The organism is Enterococcus crotali (assembly GCF_000633635.1).
GTDB classification, from domain to species: domain Bacteria; phylum Bacillota; class Bacilli; order Lactobacillales; family Enterococcaceae; genus Enterococcus_L; species Enterococcus_L crotali.
On record NZ_AYPQ01000005.1, the window covers coordinates 108933 to 125005 of the forward strand.

At 36.0% G+C, this 16073-nt stretch carries 14 protein-coding genes and 1 pseudogene; 11 read left to right on the plus strand and 4 right to left on the minus strand.

What is annotated here, in order from left to right; translation table 11 throughout:
- Positions 1-40: 40 nt before the first annotated feature.
- Positions 41-1165: a tRNA 2-thiouridine(34) synthase MnmA gene (gene mnmA, locus V192_RS0112375; RefSeq protein ID WP_025872199.1), complete on the plus strand. Its 1125-nt coding sequence runs from the start codon at positions 41-43 to the stop codon at positions 1163-1165.
- 637 nt (positions 1166-1802) lie between these two features.
- Positions 1803-2168, plus strand: a complete 366-nt coding sequence (locus V192_RS0112380) for a DUF1033 family protein (protein WP_025872201.1) — start codon at positions 1803-1805, stop codon at positions 2166-2168.
- Between the two features lie 63 nt (positions 2169-2231).
- Here the strand turns inward: V192_RS0112380 and V192_RS0112385 are convergent, their stop codons facing one another.
- The 3 genes from V192_RS0112385 to V192_RS0112395 all read right to left on the minus strand — a co-directional run bounded on the left by V192_RS0112385 (position 2232) and on the right by V192_RS0112395 (position 3675).
- The gene (locus V192_RS0112385) at positions 2232-2609 is read right to left on the minus strand and encodes a hypothetical protein (protein WP_025872203.1); all 378 of its coding nucleotides are present in this window, start codon (positions 2607-2609) and stop codon (positions 2232-2234) included.
- Between the two features lie 3 nt (positions 2610-2612).
- Entirely contained in the window at positions 2613-2816 is a 204-nt protein-coding gene (locus V192_RS0112390; RefSeq protein WP_025872204.1) for a helix-turn-helix transcriptional regulator, read from the minus strand.
- 145 nt (positions 2817-2961) lie between these two features.
- Positions 2962-3675, minus strand: coding sequence for a DsbA family oxidoreductase (locus tag V192_RS0112395; RefSeq protein ID WP_128080822.1), 714 nt, complete (start codon positions 3673-3675; stop codon positions 2962-2964).
- A gap of 187 nt (positions 3676-3862) precedes the next feature.
- Here V192_RS0112395 and V192_RS20150 point away from each other — a divergent pair.
- The 9 genes and pseudogenes from V192_RS20150 (at position 3863) to cydC (ending at position 14880) form a co-directional block, all read left to right on the plus strand.
- Positions 3863-5943 (plus strand): annotated as a pseudogene (locus V192_RS20150) (DNA topoisomerase III).
- 263 nt (positions 5944-6206) lie between these two features.
- Positions 6207-7004 carry a leucine-rich repeat domain-containing protein gene (locus V192_RS0112405; RefSeq protein WP_025872206.1) on the plus strand — a complete coding sequence of 266 codons (798 nt, stop codon included), beginning with the start codon at positions 6207-6209 and terminating at the stop codon, positions 7002-7004.
- Positions 7005-7205: 201 nt separating this feature from the next.
- Positions 7206-7700, plus strand: a complete 495-nt coding sequence (locus V192_RS0112410; protein ID WP_275574540.1) for a nucleoside deaminase — start codon at positions 7206-7208, stop codon at positions 7698-7700.
- A gap of 13 nt (positions 7701-7713) precedes the next feature.
- On the plus strand, positions 7714-8013 hold the full coding sequence (locus tag V192_RS0112415) for a nucleoside triphosphate pyrophosphohydrolase family protein (RefSeq protein WP_025872209.1): 300 nt from the start codon (positions 7714-7716) through the stop codon (positions 8011-8013).
- A gap of 86 nt (positions 8014-8099) precedes the next feature.
- Positions 8100-8546, plus strand: coding sequence for a hypothetical protein (locus tag V192_RS0112420; RefSeq protein ID WP_025872211.1), 447 nt, complete (start codon positions 8100-8102; stop codon positions 8544-8546).
- 406 nt (positions 8547-8952) lie between these two features.
- Positions 8953-10371 (plus strand): cytochrome ubiquinol oxidase subunit I, encoded by a 1419-nt coding sequence (locus V192_RS0112425; protein WP_025872213.1) that lies wholly within the window; start codon positions 8953-8955, stop codon positions 10369-10371.
- Entirely contained in the window at positions 10368-11393 is a 1026-nt protein-coding gene (gene cydB, locus V192_RS0112430) for a cytochrome d ubiquinol oxidase subunit II (protein WP_025872215.1), read from the plus strand. The genes V192_RS0112425 and cydB overlap by 4 nt, the downstream gene beginning before the upstream one ends.
- Positions 11390-13120, plus strand: coding sequence for a thiol reductant ABC exporter subunit CydD (gene cydD, locus V192_RS0112435; RefSeq protein WP_025872218.1), 1731 nt, complete (start codon positions 11390-11392; stop codon positions 13118-13120). The genes cydB and cydD overlap by 4 nt, the downstream gene beginning before the upstream one ends.
- Positions 13120-14880, plus strand: a complete 1761-nt coding sequence (gene cydC, locus V192_RS0112440) for a thiol reductant ABC exporter subunit CydC (protein ID WP_035011374.1) — start codon at positions 13120-13122, stop codon at positions 14878-14880. The genes cydD and cydC overlap by 1 nt, the downstream gene beginning before the upstream one ends.
- A gap of 163 nt (positions 14881-15043) precedes the next feature.
- On the opposite strand, the gene V192_RS0112445 is transcribed toward cydC, so the two are convergent.
- Entirely contained in the window at positions 15044-16024 is a 981-nt protein-coding gene (locus V192_RS0112445) for a polyprenyl synthetase family protein (protein WP_025872222.1), read from the minus strand.
- Positions 16025-16073: the final 49 nt, after the last annotated feature.

Here is a 16073-nt window from a genome sequence, read left to right on the forward strand (position 1 = left end):
TAGATGCATTCAGAATCTAAATTGAAATGATGGTGATCAAATGACAGATAACAGCAAAACTCGTGTCGTTGTGGGCATGAGCGGAGGTGTAGATTCTTCTGTTACAGCACTGCTTTTAAAAGAGCAAGGCTATGATGTCGTGGGCATCTTTATGAAAAACTGGGATGACACGGATGAAAATGGTGTCTGTACAGCCACCGAAGATTACAAAGATGTAGCGAAAGTTGCCGACCAAATCGGTATTCCTTACTATTCTGTAAACTTTGAAAAGGAATATTGGGACCGTGTATTTGAATATTTTCTTAAAGAATATCGCTTGGGACGGACGCCAAATCCTGATGTGATGTGTAATAAAGAAATCAAATTCAAAGCCTTTTTGGAGTACGCTATGCAACTAGGAGCAGATTATGTAGCAACTGGACATTACGCTCAAGTCGAACGAAAAGAAGATGGCACTGTGCGTATGTTACGAGGTGTGGATAACAATAAAGATCAAACGTATTTCTTGAGTCAATTGTCTCAAGCGCAATTAGCTAAAACGATGTTTCCTTTAGGAGGCATGGAAAAATCAGAAGTTCGAGCAATCGCAGAACGTGCTGATTTAGCAACTGCAAAGAAAAAAGATTCAACAGGTATCTGTTTTATTGGAGAAAAGAACTTCAAGCAATTTTTAAGTACCTATTTACCTGCTAACAAAGGGAATATGGTGACTTTAGATGGAGAAATCAAAGGGCAACATGATGGGTTGATGTATTATACGATCGGACAACGCCAAGGCTTAGGAATCGGCGGCGGCAAAGGCTCGCAAGACCCATGGTTTGTAGTGGGCAAAGATCTAGCAACGAACACATTATATGTTGGACAAGGATTTCATCATGAACAATTATATGCAACGCATTTAGATGCAAGTGACATTCATTTCACAGTTGATACAGAAATGCCAAGAGAATTTGAATGTAGCGCGAAATTCCGTTATCGCCAAGATGATATTCCAGTCAAAGTTGTGTTGACTGGCGACGGAACGACAGCCAAAGTGATTTTCTCTGAGCCTGTTCGTGCAATCACTCCAGGGCAAGCAGTCGTCTTTTATGATGGCATGGAATGTCTTGGTGGAGGCTTGATCGATCAAGCGTATCAAGAAGAAAAAGTCTTGCAATATATCTAAAAAACGAGTAGGAATTTTTCCTACTCGTTTTTTGATCATAGCTACGCAAATAAGTTCTCGACTCTGGTGAAACAACTAGATAAACCATTGAAACAAGTTCAACAACACGAAATGCCAACATGATCATTTTTGGAAACATGCTGACCATCATCGGTGGATAAAAGTACATTAAAAAAACAAATGGAATAAACAGCATAGAGGCGATATAGCCTTTTTTACCACCTGTCATCAACCCGGCAATTTCAATAATATAAATAAGAAATACAAATATCTGATACCAAACATCCGAGCCAAAGCTAGCATTTCCTCCAACGACAGTTTTCAACGCCAAGATCAACGATATGACAAGTAAAATATTATTATACAATAGTAAATAAATAGCAATTGAGTTCCAAAATACAGGTTTTTTCATAATCAAAGAGGTTCCTTTCTATTCTTTCCATATTTTAGCAAATGGTCTTTCCATTCGCAACGATAGAGAGAGAAAAACAAATTTATTCTTATGTTTATTCCAATTTATGGTAAAATTAAAACAATCAATGTTTAAGCAAAAAACTATTTCACAAGCACTTAAGTTGAAAGTTTCACTCTAAGTGACTAGAATAGCTCTTGTAGAAAGAATTGGAGTGATCGATCAATGTACCAAGTGGTTACCATGTATGGCGATAATGAGCCTTGGTGGTTTTTTGAAGACTGGCAGGAAGATATCGAGGAAAATAAAACCTTTGATTGTTTAGAAGATGCAGAACGTTATTACATAAAACAATGGCAAGAACTTTCTTCAACATATGAATACATAAATACAAAAGTCAATTACTTAGCGGCGTTCTGGAATGCTGGGGATGAGCGTTGGTGTGAAGAATGTGATGAGGATCTGCAGCAATATAAAGGGTTAGCTTTGCTAAAAGATCTACAAGCAGTGACATTTGAAAGTGGCGATGATTTTCATGAACGCCATAATGATTGTGCAAAGCCAAAATGTTGTAAATCAAGCCTTGTTTAAAAAACTAAGAAAAAGGTAAGAGGATGGGTAAAAAGCGTTTAAACGCTTTTCCCATCCTCTGTTCTATATTCTGTATTTTCGTTTTCTGAAAAAATAAATGATTGAAAAAATCAAAAAATCGAAAAAGAGTGCTTCGAAATGCCAAGGAGAATTTCCCATGACTTCCCTGAAAGGTAGTCCGCCAGAAATAATTGAGTAGTAATGGATTGGACTATTCGGCCTAAAATTGAAGATCATTCCTAAAATAAATTGAATTAAATGCAAGAACAATAGAACAAGCATCGTATAGACTAATGAATCTGAAACCGTTTTTTTCTCTAATTCATCTAATTCCCCTTTTTTTACCTGAAGTAATACATGAATGGCATTAAATACGGATGCCATTGCAAACACTGCGGTAAATATAAAAATAATCATTATAAGTATTTGTACAAAAATCATCTATTATTCCTCCTCTAACTGAAAAATCTCTTCAACATGCATATTAAAATACTTTGCTATTTTTAAAGATAACTCTAGGCTTGGGTTATACTTCGTTTTTTCAATAGCATTCATTGTTTGTCTAGAAACACCTAAATCAGAGGCCATCTGAATTTGAGGTATTTTTTTACTTTCACGTATTTCTTTGATCTTATTATGAACGTTCATGATTATAAGCTCCTAATTATCGTAAAGATATCTTTACTTTATTTTAGCACAGTCAAATCGGTGGGTAAAGATATCTTTACGTTCTTTTCAAAAAAAAAGCAACAATGGTTTTTTAGAAAGTTGCTTTTCTTCAAGATTGTTCCTTTTAGTCCTTACAAACCCATTTACCATCTTCCATAGTACAAGACCCATTTTCCGAGTCACTATTTTCGATTACTTCAAGAATCGGTGTTTCTTTTTCTTTGATCGTCTCAATTGTCTGCATGATTTGATCAATTGGCTGTGCACCGTTGATCAGATATTTTCCATTAACGATCAATGCTGGGACACCTGTAAGTTGATAGGCATTTGCTAAACGAAAATCGTCTTCAACTAACATTAAAGTAGCTGGATCATTGAAAGCATGCTGCCATTTTTCAAAATCAATCGAACTATTTTTAACGATCGATTCAATCACTGTAGTGTCTTCAATATTTTGACTATCGACAAATAACCCTGTTTGTAATGCGTCAAAAACCGCCCAATAGCTAATTTCGCCGCCTACAACTCCAGCTGCTTTTGCAGCAAGTAACCCATTCATAGAAGTGGGAAAAAGAAAATCTGCTTCTCTCATTCCTTCGATGTTAAATCGATGAAGGTCATCATTTTGATTCGCATGAACCCAGTGGGATAAAATTTCGTTCTTTGCATTTTCTCTTGAACCAAACATTTGCTCGTGAGCTTTTGTATCTCTAGCTAAGGCAAAAGAGCGGTGAATAATTTTTATTTCAGGCATTTCTTTTTGGACTTGCCTCATTCTATACGACATGGGAAAACAAAAACTGCAAATAACGTCGTGAAAAAATTCAATTGTGATCATAGTATCTCCTTGAGAATCATTATTTTTATACTTACAATTAGTAAGTATATAGTTCTTCTATTTACATTTCAATTAAAAAGCTTCAATAACAGGCGAAAAGAACAAGCCGAGTGTGGTAAAATCAACATATTAACATTTTAGAGATAAATTCAATTTATATAAGGAATGCAGAAAGTGAGTGAAAGAAGTGGCAAATAAACAACTAATTATTGCTGAAAAACCTAGTGTTGCTAAAGATTTAAGTAAAGTACTAGGCGCAAATCAAAAAAATAAAAGTTACTACGAAGGCCCAAATGTGATTGTGACTTGGGCGTTAGGACATCTATTAGGCTTAAAGATGCCTGAGGATATCAATAAAGAATGGCAGTCTTGGCAAATGGAGACTTTACCGATGGTGCCAAAAAATCTAGGAATCAAGCCATTACCCAAAACAGGGCATCAATTAAAAGCGATCAAACAATTAGCGAACCGCAAAGATGTTACCGAAGCGGTGATTGCAACAGATGCAGGACGTGAGGGAGAACTCGTTGCCCGTTGGATTCTAGAATATGTGCATTTTAACAAACCAGTTAAACGCCTATGGATCTCTTCTCAAACAGATAAAGCAATCAAAGACGGTTTTAAAAGATTACGACCAGCTAAAGAATATGACAACTTATATTATTCAGCATTAGCTCGTGCCAAAGCAGACTGGTTAGTCGGATTGAACGTGACTAGAGCATTAACAGTGAAATATCAAGACAGCTTATCCGCTGGACGAGTACAAACGCCAACATTATCGTTAGTCCGTCAACAAGAAAAGAAAATCGAAGGCTTTAGACCACAAACTTATTTTTCAGTCGAGCTGCAAGTTCAAAAAGAAAAAGCTAAACTGGTTCAAAGTAACCCCTATGCCTTTAAAGAACGCAATGATGTAGAAGCTTTTGTGAAAAAACTAAGCGAAGGAAAAGGCAAAGTAACCGATATCCAAGAAAAAACGAAAACAGAGCAAGCACCTTTACCTTATGATTTAACTGAAATTCAAAGAGAAGCCAACCAGCGTTATCAATTTTCAGCGAAGAAAACTTTGTCCCTAGTCCAAAGTCTCTACGAATTCCATAAAATCGTGACATACCCAAGAACAGATAGTAAATATTTAACCACAGATATGAAAGCAACGATGAAAGAGCGATTACAGGCAGTGAGTGATTTTGCGCCAGAAGTCAAAACGTATATTAAAGACGGCGGTCAAGTTAAATTGACTAAAGTATTCCAAAATGAAAAAGTGACCGATCACCATGCTTGATCCCAACAGAACAACGTCCACGTTATGAAAAGTTAAGCGCTGATGAACAAAAAATCTATAACATGATCGTCACTCGTTTCTTAGGAATGTTTGCTGAAGCCCATCGCACAAAACAAACAAAAGTAACTGTAAGCTTTGGCAAAGAGCAATTTATCTTCCGTCAAAGTAAAGTTGAAGTTGCCGGCTGGAAACAAGAAAAAGAAGACATTATTCCATCTGTTGATTGGAAACTAGGCATGGTGATTCCGCCGAATTTTACCATTAACAAAGAATTAACTGCGCCACCAAAACCATTGACTGAAGGAACGTTACTAGGTTTGATGGAAAAACACAGCTTAGGTACTCCGGCAACGCGTGCAGAAATCATTGAAAAACTGATCAAGTCAGAGTTGATGGAACGCAATACCAATGGGCTTAATGTTTCACCAAAAGGCAAGCAACTATTGGAACTAGTCAACCCATCATTAGTTACGCCTGAATTAACTGAAAAATGGGAAAAAACATTAGAAGCAATCGCCAAAGGCAAACAAAGTAGTACTGTTTTCCTAAAAGAAATCGAACAAGATACGAAAAAATTAGTCAACGAGATCAAACAAAGCGAAAGCAAATACCAGGATTTTTCAATCACACAAAAGAAATGCCCGGAATGTGGCTCAAACTTGCGTGAGAAGAATACTAAAGACGGCAAAATCTATACCTGTTCCAACCAAGATTGTAGCTATCGCCGTAGAAAAGATCCTAAAGTTTCCAACCACCGTTGTACACAATGCCATCGTAAAATGGAAATCATTGATGGTAAAAACGGTTCATACTTCAAATGTAAATACTGTTCGATCACGGAAAAAATGCAGGATAAAAAAGAACGTAGTAAAAAACTAAGTAAACATGAAGAACGTAAGTTAGTGAAGAAGTACTCGCAAAAAGAAGAACCAGAAGAAAGTGCATTAGCACAAGCGTTGAAAGCAGCGATGAAACAAGACTGATCCTCGTTAACTAAGGAACATATTTTAAACGTAATAAAAAAGCATTCTACTCGCCTGACTAAAGAGAGTATCTTCGGTTGGGATAAAGTGGAATGTTTTTTAATTATGTGAAAATAATCATAAATAATTGATTGAATAGTTCTTTTTAATCTGCGTTATATATGCAATTTATATCGAAAAACAAATAATTAATGCATAAATAGCTTGTTAAATCGTTTTGTTTTGTTATATAATGATATTGTTAACAAAAAGGAGGAATTTTTTTGAAAAAGAGTAAAATGAATTTGATAACAGGAGTTTTTGTTTTGGGCGTAATTATAAGTTTCGGTGTTTTCAGTCAAGGAACTTTAGCAAATGAGAAAAAAATATACGTCTCAGATGATTGGTTAAGAAAAAGTATGGTCGATCAAATTGAAGAACCGGTAGAAAATGAATTGCCGACAGCTCAACAAATGAGTGAAATTAAAGAGATAAGTGGCACTGATAATGGATCTATAGAAGGAGTTCAATATGCAATAAATGCTGAAAAAATACAAATTAGTGGTTTAGGAATCACTGATTTTCGTCCTATTTCTGGTATGAATAACTTGAAAGAATATCATGCGTATTCTTCATTGATACAAGGGGATGAAGAACAAGTACTAAATATTACCCCTTTTGGCGAATTACAAAATCTTGAAAATTTATATTTTGGTTATGCAAATATCCGCGATTTTAGTATGTTATCAGAATTACCTAAACTAAAATCTATTCAAGCATTTGGGGGGATGAATGTGAATTTGCCAACCGTTTATGTGGATAAATTAACTAAAAAATTCGTGATGGAGCATCCTGTGAAATACTCTAAACAATTTGATGGTGAAAGAACAGTTAGTGGCTCTACAGATAAACAAGGTGTAACGGTAGAACCAGTTATTGAAAATAATGCTGTTATTATAAATAATCTGGATGAAAGTATTTCTAAAGTATATTTATCTTTTGAAGCCTCATCTAAAGATAATGATATAAGTAATGGTTTTTTTGCTTCATTTAGTTGTGAGATACCAATTGTTTGGTATTAAAAAATAGAAGATTTATTAAATAACCAGAGAGTGCTCTCTGGTTATTTTTTTGAAAAAATGATTGGTATATAAGTTGTATATTGAATGTTTTTATGGATATCAGATTAAACACAACTAGTTGATAAATAGAATTAGATTTCATGTTACAATTTAATTGAGGATGAAAATAGATAACTAATTTTTGAGAGGAAGGTGTTCATCGTGAAGAATAATATAGAAGTAATACAACAGCAAGCTGAACTAGATGCTAAATTCATGAAACAAGCCCTAAAACTTGCTAAAGACGCTGGCAATAATGGAAATGAACCCTTTGGAGCGGTACTTGTCAAAAACGATAAAGTTGTTTTAACTGGTGAAAATCAGATTCACACAGAAAGCGATCCCACCTATCACGCAGAATTAGGCATTATTCGTGATTTTTGTACGAGTCAAAAAATAACAGATTTATCAGAATATACCCTATATACAAGTTGTGAACCCTGTTGTATGTGCGCCGGAGCTATGGTGTGGAGCAATTTAGGGAGAATGGTTTATAGTTTGGGGCATGATGAATTAGCTGAGATCGCCGGCTTTAATATTATGATCGGTAGTGAAGAGATTTTTTCAAAAAGTCCGAATAGACCTGAGGTTGCCAAAGGTGTTCTAAAAGAGGCGGCAGTGCCAGTGTATGTTGATTATTTCAAAGACAAAGTATGAGGAGAGTCAAAAGATGAGAAAAAATGAATATCTAGCTTTAGTTGCGATGGAAGAGTGTGCAGAGATCCAACAAGCATTGTCAAAGGCAATCAGATTCGGCTTTGATGATCATCACCCTTCAAGAGCTGATGAAACAAATGAAGAACAACTGTTGACAGAATTCTATCAATTGACTGCAATGATTGAAGAAATGCAGAATAAGGGGATTATTGCAGGCTTTACTCAGAAAAAAATAGAGAAAGTGAAGCACGATAAGATTGAGAAAGTTTATAAATATATGGATTATTCTGAAGAAAAAGGGTTGCTAAAATAAAGAATAAAGGGTTAACTCAAAATGATTTTAGGTTTGAAACTTAAAAACAATTCTATTGGAATAATAGATGTATTGGGGTGTTGTTGGTGAAAAAGAAGGTATGGATTGCTTTATTGTTGATTCTTATTATTGCTTATAGTGTGTCCATAAGTGGTAAAAAAGGATCAACAGAAAATGCTGTTATGACAGTGGATAAGTCTGAAAAATTTAAAACTACTGAAATTGAAACGGCGATTGCTCGTGTGAAGAAAGAGTTTAAAGGATTTACTAACTGTGAGATGACGAAACTGTACTATGATGAAGAAAAATCGAATATGGAAATCAACCATTATTTAACAGAAAATCAAGAAAATAAAAGTCTAAAAAATGCAGACAAAAAAGATTTCATTGTTTTGTATTCTGATTTTGAGGTTGGAGAAGAAAATGATCAAAATTCTGGTTTTATGCCAGGCTCTCATCACAAAGGTTGGATGTGGTTATTAAAAAAAGATGAATTTTGGAAGTCCTGGAAAGTCGTAACTTTTGGAGTTTAAGCTAATTTGCATTCGATACACAATGCTGATCTGTGCTGTAACGTATATATTTTTAATTCAGTCCTAAATTAAAATTGTAAAGTAAAAAAAATCACTTTAAGCAAAGTGTTTTTTTGTATTCTGTCATTTAAACTCAGTTTTCTTATTTTTCGCCTAGACTAAAGGAATAATTTAGTGAAAAAAGGGCAGAAAGATTTGTAATTTACAATAAAAGGAGTATACTCTAAATTGGAATCATTCTAAATTTAATAAAAAGAGTTTCCACACATATATTGTATTTAGGTTTATTTTATTCTAGGTTTTGATTCATTTTGACAGCACCAACCAACTGTACAAATGAATAATTACTTTGAATGAAATCAGCTTATTCTTTTTGTGGAGACAGTAAAAACAAGGGGGATTATTGATGTTTGATATTGTAACATTAGCAAGATTCCAGTTTGCAATGACGACCGTCTTTCATTACTTCTTCGTACCGTTTTCAATAGGATTAGCACTTGTAGTTGCAGTCATGGAAACAATGTATGTCGTAAAAAAAGATGAACGTTATCGCAAAATGGCGAAGTTTTGGGGCAACATTTTTCTATTAAGTTTTGCAGTCGGAGTTGTAACAGGAATTATTCAAGAATTCCAGTTTGGGATGAACTGGTCAGATTATTCTCGTTTTGTTGGAGATATTTTTGGTGCTCCACTTGCGATCGAAGCGTTACTTGCATTCTTTTTAGAATCAACATTTTTAGGTTTATGGATCTTTACTTGGGACAAAGTAAATCCTAAACTACATTTAACATTTATTTGGTTGGTGGTATTTGGTTCAATGATGTCAGCTTTCTGGATTCTAGCGGCAAACAGTTTCATGCAACATCCAGTTGGCTATACATTAAATAATGGTCGTGCAGAGTTGATCGACTTTGGGGCTGTTATCGGCAATCCAAAAGTTTGGTATGAGTTTACACACGTTCTGTCTGGTGCAATTGTGATGGGCGGAATGATCGTTGCAGGTCTTGCAGCGTTCCAAATTTTGAAAAAACGTGATATGAATTTCCACAAAACATCTATGCGTATTGGTTTATGGATTGCTTTATTTGGTTCACTTTCTGTTTTATTTACAGGTGACTTACAAATGAAAGCCTTGATCAATGATCAACCAATGAAATTTGCAGCAATGGAGGGGGATTACGAAGATTCTGGTGATCCGGCCGCTTGGACATTGATCGCATGGGCGGATGAAGCTCAACACAAACAAGTATTTGGGATTCAAATTCCTTATATGTTAAGTATCCTTTCTTACAATAGCTTATCTGGTTCTGTAGATGGGATGGAAACAGTCAATGAACGTTTGAAAGAACAATATGGGGATGATAAAAATTATTATCCACCAGTCAACACACTATTCTGGAGCTTTAGAGTCATGGCTGGATTTGGCGCATTGATGCTGTTAGTTTCAGCTTTAGGATTATTCTTTAGTCGTAAGAAAAAACCTTCACTTTATGAAAAACGCTGGATGGTTTGGATCGTGGCATTATGTACGTTTGCACCATTCTTAGCAAATACAACGGGTTGGTTGATCACTGAGCTTGGTCGTTATCCTTGGACTGTTTATGGTCTATTTACGATCGAAGATAGTGTCTCACCAAACGTATCAGTCGCTTCATTATTAACATCAAACATTATTTACTTTATTCTTTTTGCAGGTCTAGGTTCAGTGATGGTTTACTTGATCACAGTAGAACTTAAAAAAGGACCAGATTATGAAGAAAAGAAATTAGCAGAGGCGAACTCTACTGATGTAGATCCATTTGATAAGGAGGTCTTTGGCGAATGAGTACGTTGCAATTACTTTGGTTTGTACTGATCGGTATTTTATTCTCAGGCTTCTTCTTCTTAGAAGGGTTTGACTTTGGCGTGGGGATGTCGGTTCAAACATTAGCGCACGATGAAGAAGAAAAAGAACAGATCATCCAAACGATTGGACCGGTTTGGGATGGAAATGAAGTATGGTTATTAACAGCAGGTGGAGCGATGTTCGCGTCTTTCCCATACTGGTATGCTTCATTATTTAGCGGATTTTACTTGATTTTGTTTATTATTTTAGTTGGTTTGATCATTCGCGGAGTGTCATTTGAATTCCGTCACCGTATGCCGGATGGCAAACGTCGTAGAATGTGGAACTGGACATTATCGATCGGTAGCTTTATCGTCCCATTTTTCTTTGGGGTTTTATTCATTGATTTAGTTCAAGGAATGCCGCTTGATGCAGATGGAAATATGATGGCGTCATTTACAGATTATATTAATGTGTTTTCTGTGGTTGGTGGCGTTGCGTTGACTTTATTATGCTATTTACATGGTTTAAACTATATTGCTTTAAAAACAGAAGGACCAGTTAGAGAACGAGCACGTAACTATGCATCATTCTTCTATTGGGTTTTATATGTTGGTTTAGTTGTGTTTGCCGCATTGTTGTACTTTAAAACAGATTTCTTTGATAATAACTTCTTAGTGACTTTATTATTGGTTTTAGGAATCGTCGTATTAACAGTTGTTGCCAATGTAAGTGTCTTTAAGAAAAAAGAAATGTTGGCTTTTCTGGCGAGTGGCTTAACATTGATTCTTTTAGTGGCGTTATTATTCAGTGGTTTATTCCCACGTGTGATGGTTGGTAGTGAAGGGTACTATGATATCTTGATCAAAGATGCATCAAGTTCTCCTTATACATTGAAAACTATGACCTGGTTATCACTAACGATCTTACCATTTGTATTAGCCTATACAGGTTGGTCTTATTATGTCTTTAGAAAACGGATCAAACATCCAGCAATTGCTGCTGTGGGGTATGAAGGATGATCGATAAAGCCATCTTAAAAATGCCGAAAATCAAAAATATCATGATCTTGCTTGCAGGTTTTTCTTTCCTGCAAGCAGTATTTATTATAGGACAAGCATTTTATTTAGCGAAAGCCGTTGTTGGGTTATGGGAAGGTGGTCAATTACAAGATCAGCTGTTGAATATTTTGGTGTTCTTTTTGTTTTATACTGGCAGACATGTGGTAACGTATCTTCGTGAGAAAATGTTGGATACCTTTAGTTATGATCGCTCTCGTGAATTAAGAGAAGCCTTGTTGCAAAAAGTGTTTCGACTTGGACCGACTGTTGTTCAAAAGAATGGTACGGGAAATATGATCACAATGGCGCTGGAAGGAATCAGTCAGACAGAAAATTATTTGCATTTGATCTTGATGAAAATCATGAATATGATGATCATTCCGTGGATCATTTTGATTTTTGTGTTTACCTTAGATGTTCGTTCAGGAATCGTTTTATTGGTTGTATTTCCTATGATCATTATTTTTATGATCATTCTGGGTTATGCAGCACAAAGTAAAGCAGATAAACAATATAAGGCATTCCAGATTTTGTCGAATCACTTTATTGATTCATTAAGAGGATTAGACACGTTGAAGTTGTTTGGCTTGAGTAAAAAATATGCTGGCAGTATTTATAATACAAGTGAGCGTTTCAGAGAAGCAACGATGAGTACACTGAAAATCGCGATTCTATCAACGTTTGCTTTGGACTTTTTTACAACATTATCTGTAGCGGTTGTGGCGGTGTTTTTAGGCTTGAGTTTGTTAGAAGGCGGGATTTTATTATTTCCGGCTTTGACGACATTGATTCTAGCACCAGAGTTCTTCTTACCAGTTCGTGATTTTGCCAGTGATTATCATGCGACGTTAGATGGAAAAAATTCATTTCAAGCAATTCAAGCTGTCTTGGATTTACCAGAAATGACTGAAACGGACCGTCTTACTTTAGGGGATTGGACAGCGTTGAGTGAATTATCAGCTGATCAATTGACGTTCCAATATGAAGAGGCAACACTGCCTGCTTTAAAAAGCCTGGATTTTGCAGCAAAAGGATATCAAAAAATTGGGATCATCGGCGCTAGCGGTTCTGGGAAATCGACCTTGATCAATGTATTGAGTGGCTTTTTAGAACCAGATGCTGAAACAACAAAAATCAAAGTCGATGGACAAGTGATTCCACATTTTCTGCAAAAAGAATGGCAAAAGCAAGTACTTTACATTCCACAGTCTCCATATATATTCCAAGATACTTTAGCGAATAATGTCCGCTTTTACACGCCGGATGCCACAGATGAGCAAGTGTTAGCCGCAGTTCAATTAGTCGGATTAGAAACGCTTGTAACAGAGTTTACAGACGGTTTAAACACGGTGATCGGTGAAAGTGGGAGAATGTTAAGTGGCGGACAAGCACAGCGTGTGGCGCTTGCTAGAGCTTTTTTAGACAAAACACGTCGCGTTCTATTATTTGATGAACCAACTGCTCACTTAGATATCGAAACGGAAGTGGAATTAAAGGAAAGAATGTTGCCGCTAATGGAAGATCATCTTGTCTTTTTTGCCACCCATCGATTACATTGGATGGCGGAAATGGATTATATTTTAGTAATGGATAAAGGTCAACTGGTTGAAGCAGGAACGCTGGCTGAATTGACTGAGAAAAATGGTTACTATGTGAAATTAGTGAATCAAATGAGGGGGACAGAATAATGGAAAATACCCCAACAAATAAAGAATTATACGAAAAAGATCAATGGGTCAAACCGTTCTTGAAAAAATATAAAGGCTTATTATATCTAGCGTTGATTTTAGGCTTTTTGACTTTCTTTAGTGCAGGTGCTTTGATGTTTAATTCAGGTTATTTAATTAGCCGAGCAGCATCACTTCCGGAAAATATTTTGATGATTTATATTCCAATCGTATTAACACGAGCTTTTGGGATCAGCCGTCCAGTTTTCCGTTATATCGAGCGTTTAGTCAGTCATAATTGGGTCTTGAAAATGACGTCGGACTTACGCCTGAAGCTTTATATGGTTTTAGAGAAAGATGCAATTTTCTTTAAATCAAAATACCAAACGGGTGATATTTTAGGTTTGTTGTCTGAAGATATCAATCACTTGCAGAATTTATATTTACGCACGATTTTCCCTACAGTGATCGCTTGGTTGTTATATATCTTTATTATTATTGGACTGGGTTTGTTTTCATGGTGGTTTGGTTTATGTATGCTGTTGATGTTAGGTGTCGTGATTTTTCTATTGCCTTTGATCTCAGTGTTAGTGAACGGTGCCAGACAAGAAAAGCAGAAAGTGTCTAAAAATGAATTATACAAAACACTGACAGATAATATTTTAGGTGTGTCTGATTGGGTATTTAGCCAGCGTGGTCAGGAATTTGTTCATTCTTATGAAGCAGAAGAGGCAAAACTTCGTCAGTTGGATGAACAGATCAAACGATTTAATCGTTTTCGTGATTTTATTTTACAGGTTGCATTTGGTGTGATCACTGTTACGATTTTAGCTTGGACTAGTGTCCGTTTTCCTGGTGATCATGGTGGTGCGGCTAACTGGATTGCAGCGTTTACCTTGACGGTATTTCCGTTGATCGATGCATTTGCACCGCTACCTGATGCAGTGCAAGAAACAAATATCTATAAAGATTCAATCAAACGTTTGAACGATTTACCTGAACCAGAAGAAGTAAATGTTGTACCAAAAGATCTAACGATCACAGATACAGAAATCAAAATCAGTGATCTATCATTTTCTTATGAAGGAACATCAAAGCTTGTTTTAGAAGACTTGAATTTGACCATTCATTCAAAAGAGAAATTGGCGATTTTGGGACGTAGTGGTTCTGGGAAAAGTACGTTAGCAACGTTGATTCGTGGAGATTTACAGCCTGATACAGGAACGATTACATTAGGTGGAATTGATACAGCTGAGTTTGGGGATCAAATCACACAATCAATCGGAGTGATTCACCAAACGCCTTATCTTTTTAGAACGACGATTTTAAATAATGTCCGAATTGGACGAGAAGAAGCGTCAGAAGAAGAGGTTTGGCAAGTGTTGGATAAGGTTGGTCTAAAGGAAATGATCGAAGGGTTACCAGACGGCTTATTGACGATGGTAGACGAAGCTGGTTTGCGTTTTTCTGGTGGTGAACGTCACCGTTTAGCATTAGCTCGGATTTTACTTCAAGATACGCCTATTGTGTTGCTGGATGAACCAACGACAGGTCTGGATCCAATTACAGAGCAACAATTATTAGATACATTTTTTGATACGTTAAAAGATAAAACGATTATTTGGATCACCCATCACTTACAAGGTGTTCATATGATGGATCGAGTGGTATTTATTGAAGATGGGCAATTAGAAATGAGTGGTTCACCACAAGAATTGTTAGCGACGAATCTTCATTACCAACAATTGTATGCAATTGATCGAGGTATGAACAAGAATTGATTGGTTGACGAAAGTACTTATTTACGAATAAAATAAAAAGACGAGGCTGAGACATGACTCTACGAGTTACATCTCAGCCTCAATGAATCTGGATAAACGGTGGGAAAAAGCAACTATAAATACTTCTATCCTAATCTCAAACTTTTAAAAGCGTAGTAAGGAATTAGAATGACCGCTGTAGCAATAGTTCTGTTAGTAAAGTTAGTTGTTCTTTACCTAAACAATCAGGTAATTTTTGGATATCGGTCAATGCTTTTTCAGTGACACGTTTCGCAAATGCTTTAGCATCGTTAACTCCATCTAGTTCGTGAACGAGTTTAGCTGTTTCAATAGCCTGTATGTCTGTGATAGCAGCGCCTTTTTCTAAATAAACAGCAAAGTGTTCGGGAGCTTTTTGCATTGCAAAAATCAAGGGTAACGTGTAGACTCCTTGGGCTAAATCTTCTAAAACGGGTTTTTTCAAGGTTTTTACATCCGCTGTATAGTCTAAGATATCATCATAGACTTGAAACGCAATGCCGATATGGCGACCAATTCGTTTTGCTAAGCGTTGTACTTCTGCACTAGCATAACCAAAGTGAGCACCTTCTAGACAGCTTAAGGAGAATAATTCGGCTGTTTTTCCATTGACGCTACGTAAGTAATCAGAAATAGTCATATCTTTTTTATAGCGTGTATGCATTTGATCTAATTCACCAAGCAGTAATCGTTTCATCGCAGAAGCGTTTGTATGTAGGAAATCAGAACCATTCATCGTATCAGCAAGTAATTCAAAAAATTCGGTAAATAATAAATCTCCTGTATAAACGGCAATATCTTTCCCATAGCGGGATTGGATCGTAACGGCTCCTCTGCGAAGTGGTGAATCATCGATGATATCATCATGTATCAACGTTGCCATGTGCAGGATTTCGATGGAAGCAGCGATTTTGATCAATTGCTTGTGGTCTTGTTTTTCTTCATCACCGATTTGAGCAAATAAAAAAAAGAAGGCAGGGCGTAGTAATTTTCCGCCAGAATAAGTTAGTTCGATCAGGGCTGCTTCAATTTCTTTGTTTCGTATTTTAACTTGATGTTTGATCAGTTCACAAGTTTCATTTAATTGTTGTTGGATAATAGGAAATTCTTTCCAAAAATCATTCATAACCAATATTCCTTTCAGTAATTCAATACTATTGATTGTATACGATGTT

Coding starts and splice junctions, on each gene's coding strand:
- V192_RS0112415 (WP_025872209.1), top strand. CDS start 7,714: ATGAGAAAAAATGAATATCTAGCTTTAGTTGCGATGGAAGAGTGTGCA.
- V192_RS0112445 (WP_025872222.1), bottom strand. CDS start 16,024: ATGAATGATTTTTGGAAAGAATTTCCTATTATCCAACAACAATTAAAT.
- V192_RS0112380 (WP_025872201.1), top strand. CDS start 1,803: ATGTACCAAGTGGTTACCATGTATGGCGATAATGAGCCTTGGTGGTTT.
- cydC (WP_035011374.1), top strand. CDS start 13,120: ATGGAAAATACCCCAACAAATAAAGAATTATACGAAAAAGATCAATGG.
- cydB (WP_025872215.1), top strand. CDS start 10,368: ATGAGTACGTTGCAATTACTTTGGTTTGTACTGATCGGTATTTTATTC.
- cydD (WP_025872218.1), top strand. CDS start 11,390: ATGATCGATAAAGCCATCTTAAAAATGCCGAAAATCAAAAATATCATG.
- V192_RS0112425 (WP_025872213.1), top strand. CDS start 8,953: ATGTTTGATATTGTAACATTAGCAAGATTCCAGTTTGCAATGACGACC.
- mnmA (WP_025872199.1), top strand. CDS start 41: ATGACAGATAACAGCAAAACTCGTGTCGTTGTGGGCATGAGCGGAGGT.
- V192_RS0112395 (WP_128080822.1), bottom strand. CDS start 3,675: ATGATCACAATTGAATTTTTTCACGACGTTATTTGCAGTTTTTGTTTT.
- V192_RS0112385 (WP_025872203.1), bottom strand. CDS start 2,609: ATGATTTTTGTACAAATACTTATAATGATTATTTTTATATTTACCGCA.
- V192_RS0112390 (WP_025872204.1), bottom strand. CDS start 2,816: ATGAACGTTCATAATAAGATCAAAGAAATACGTGAAAGTAAAAAAATA.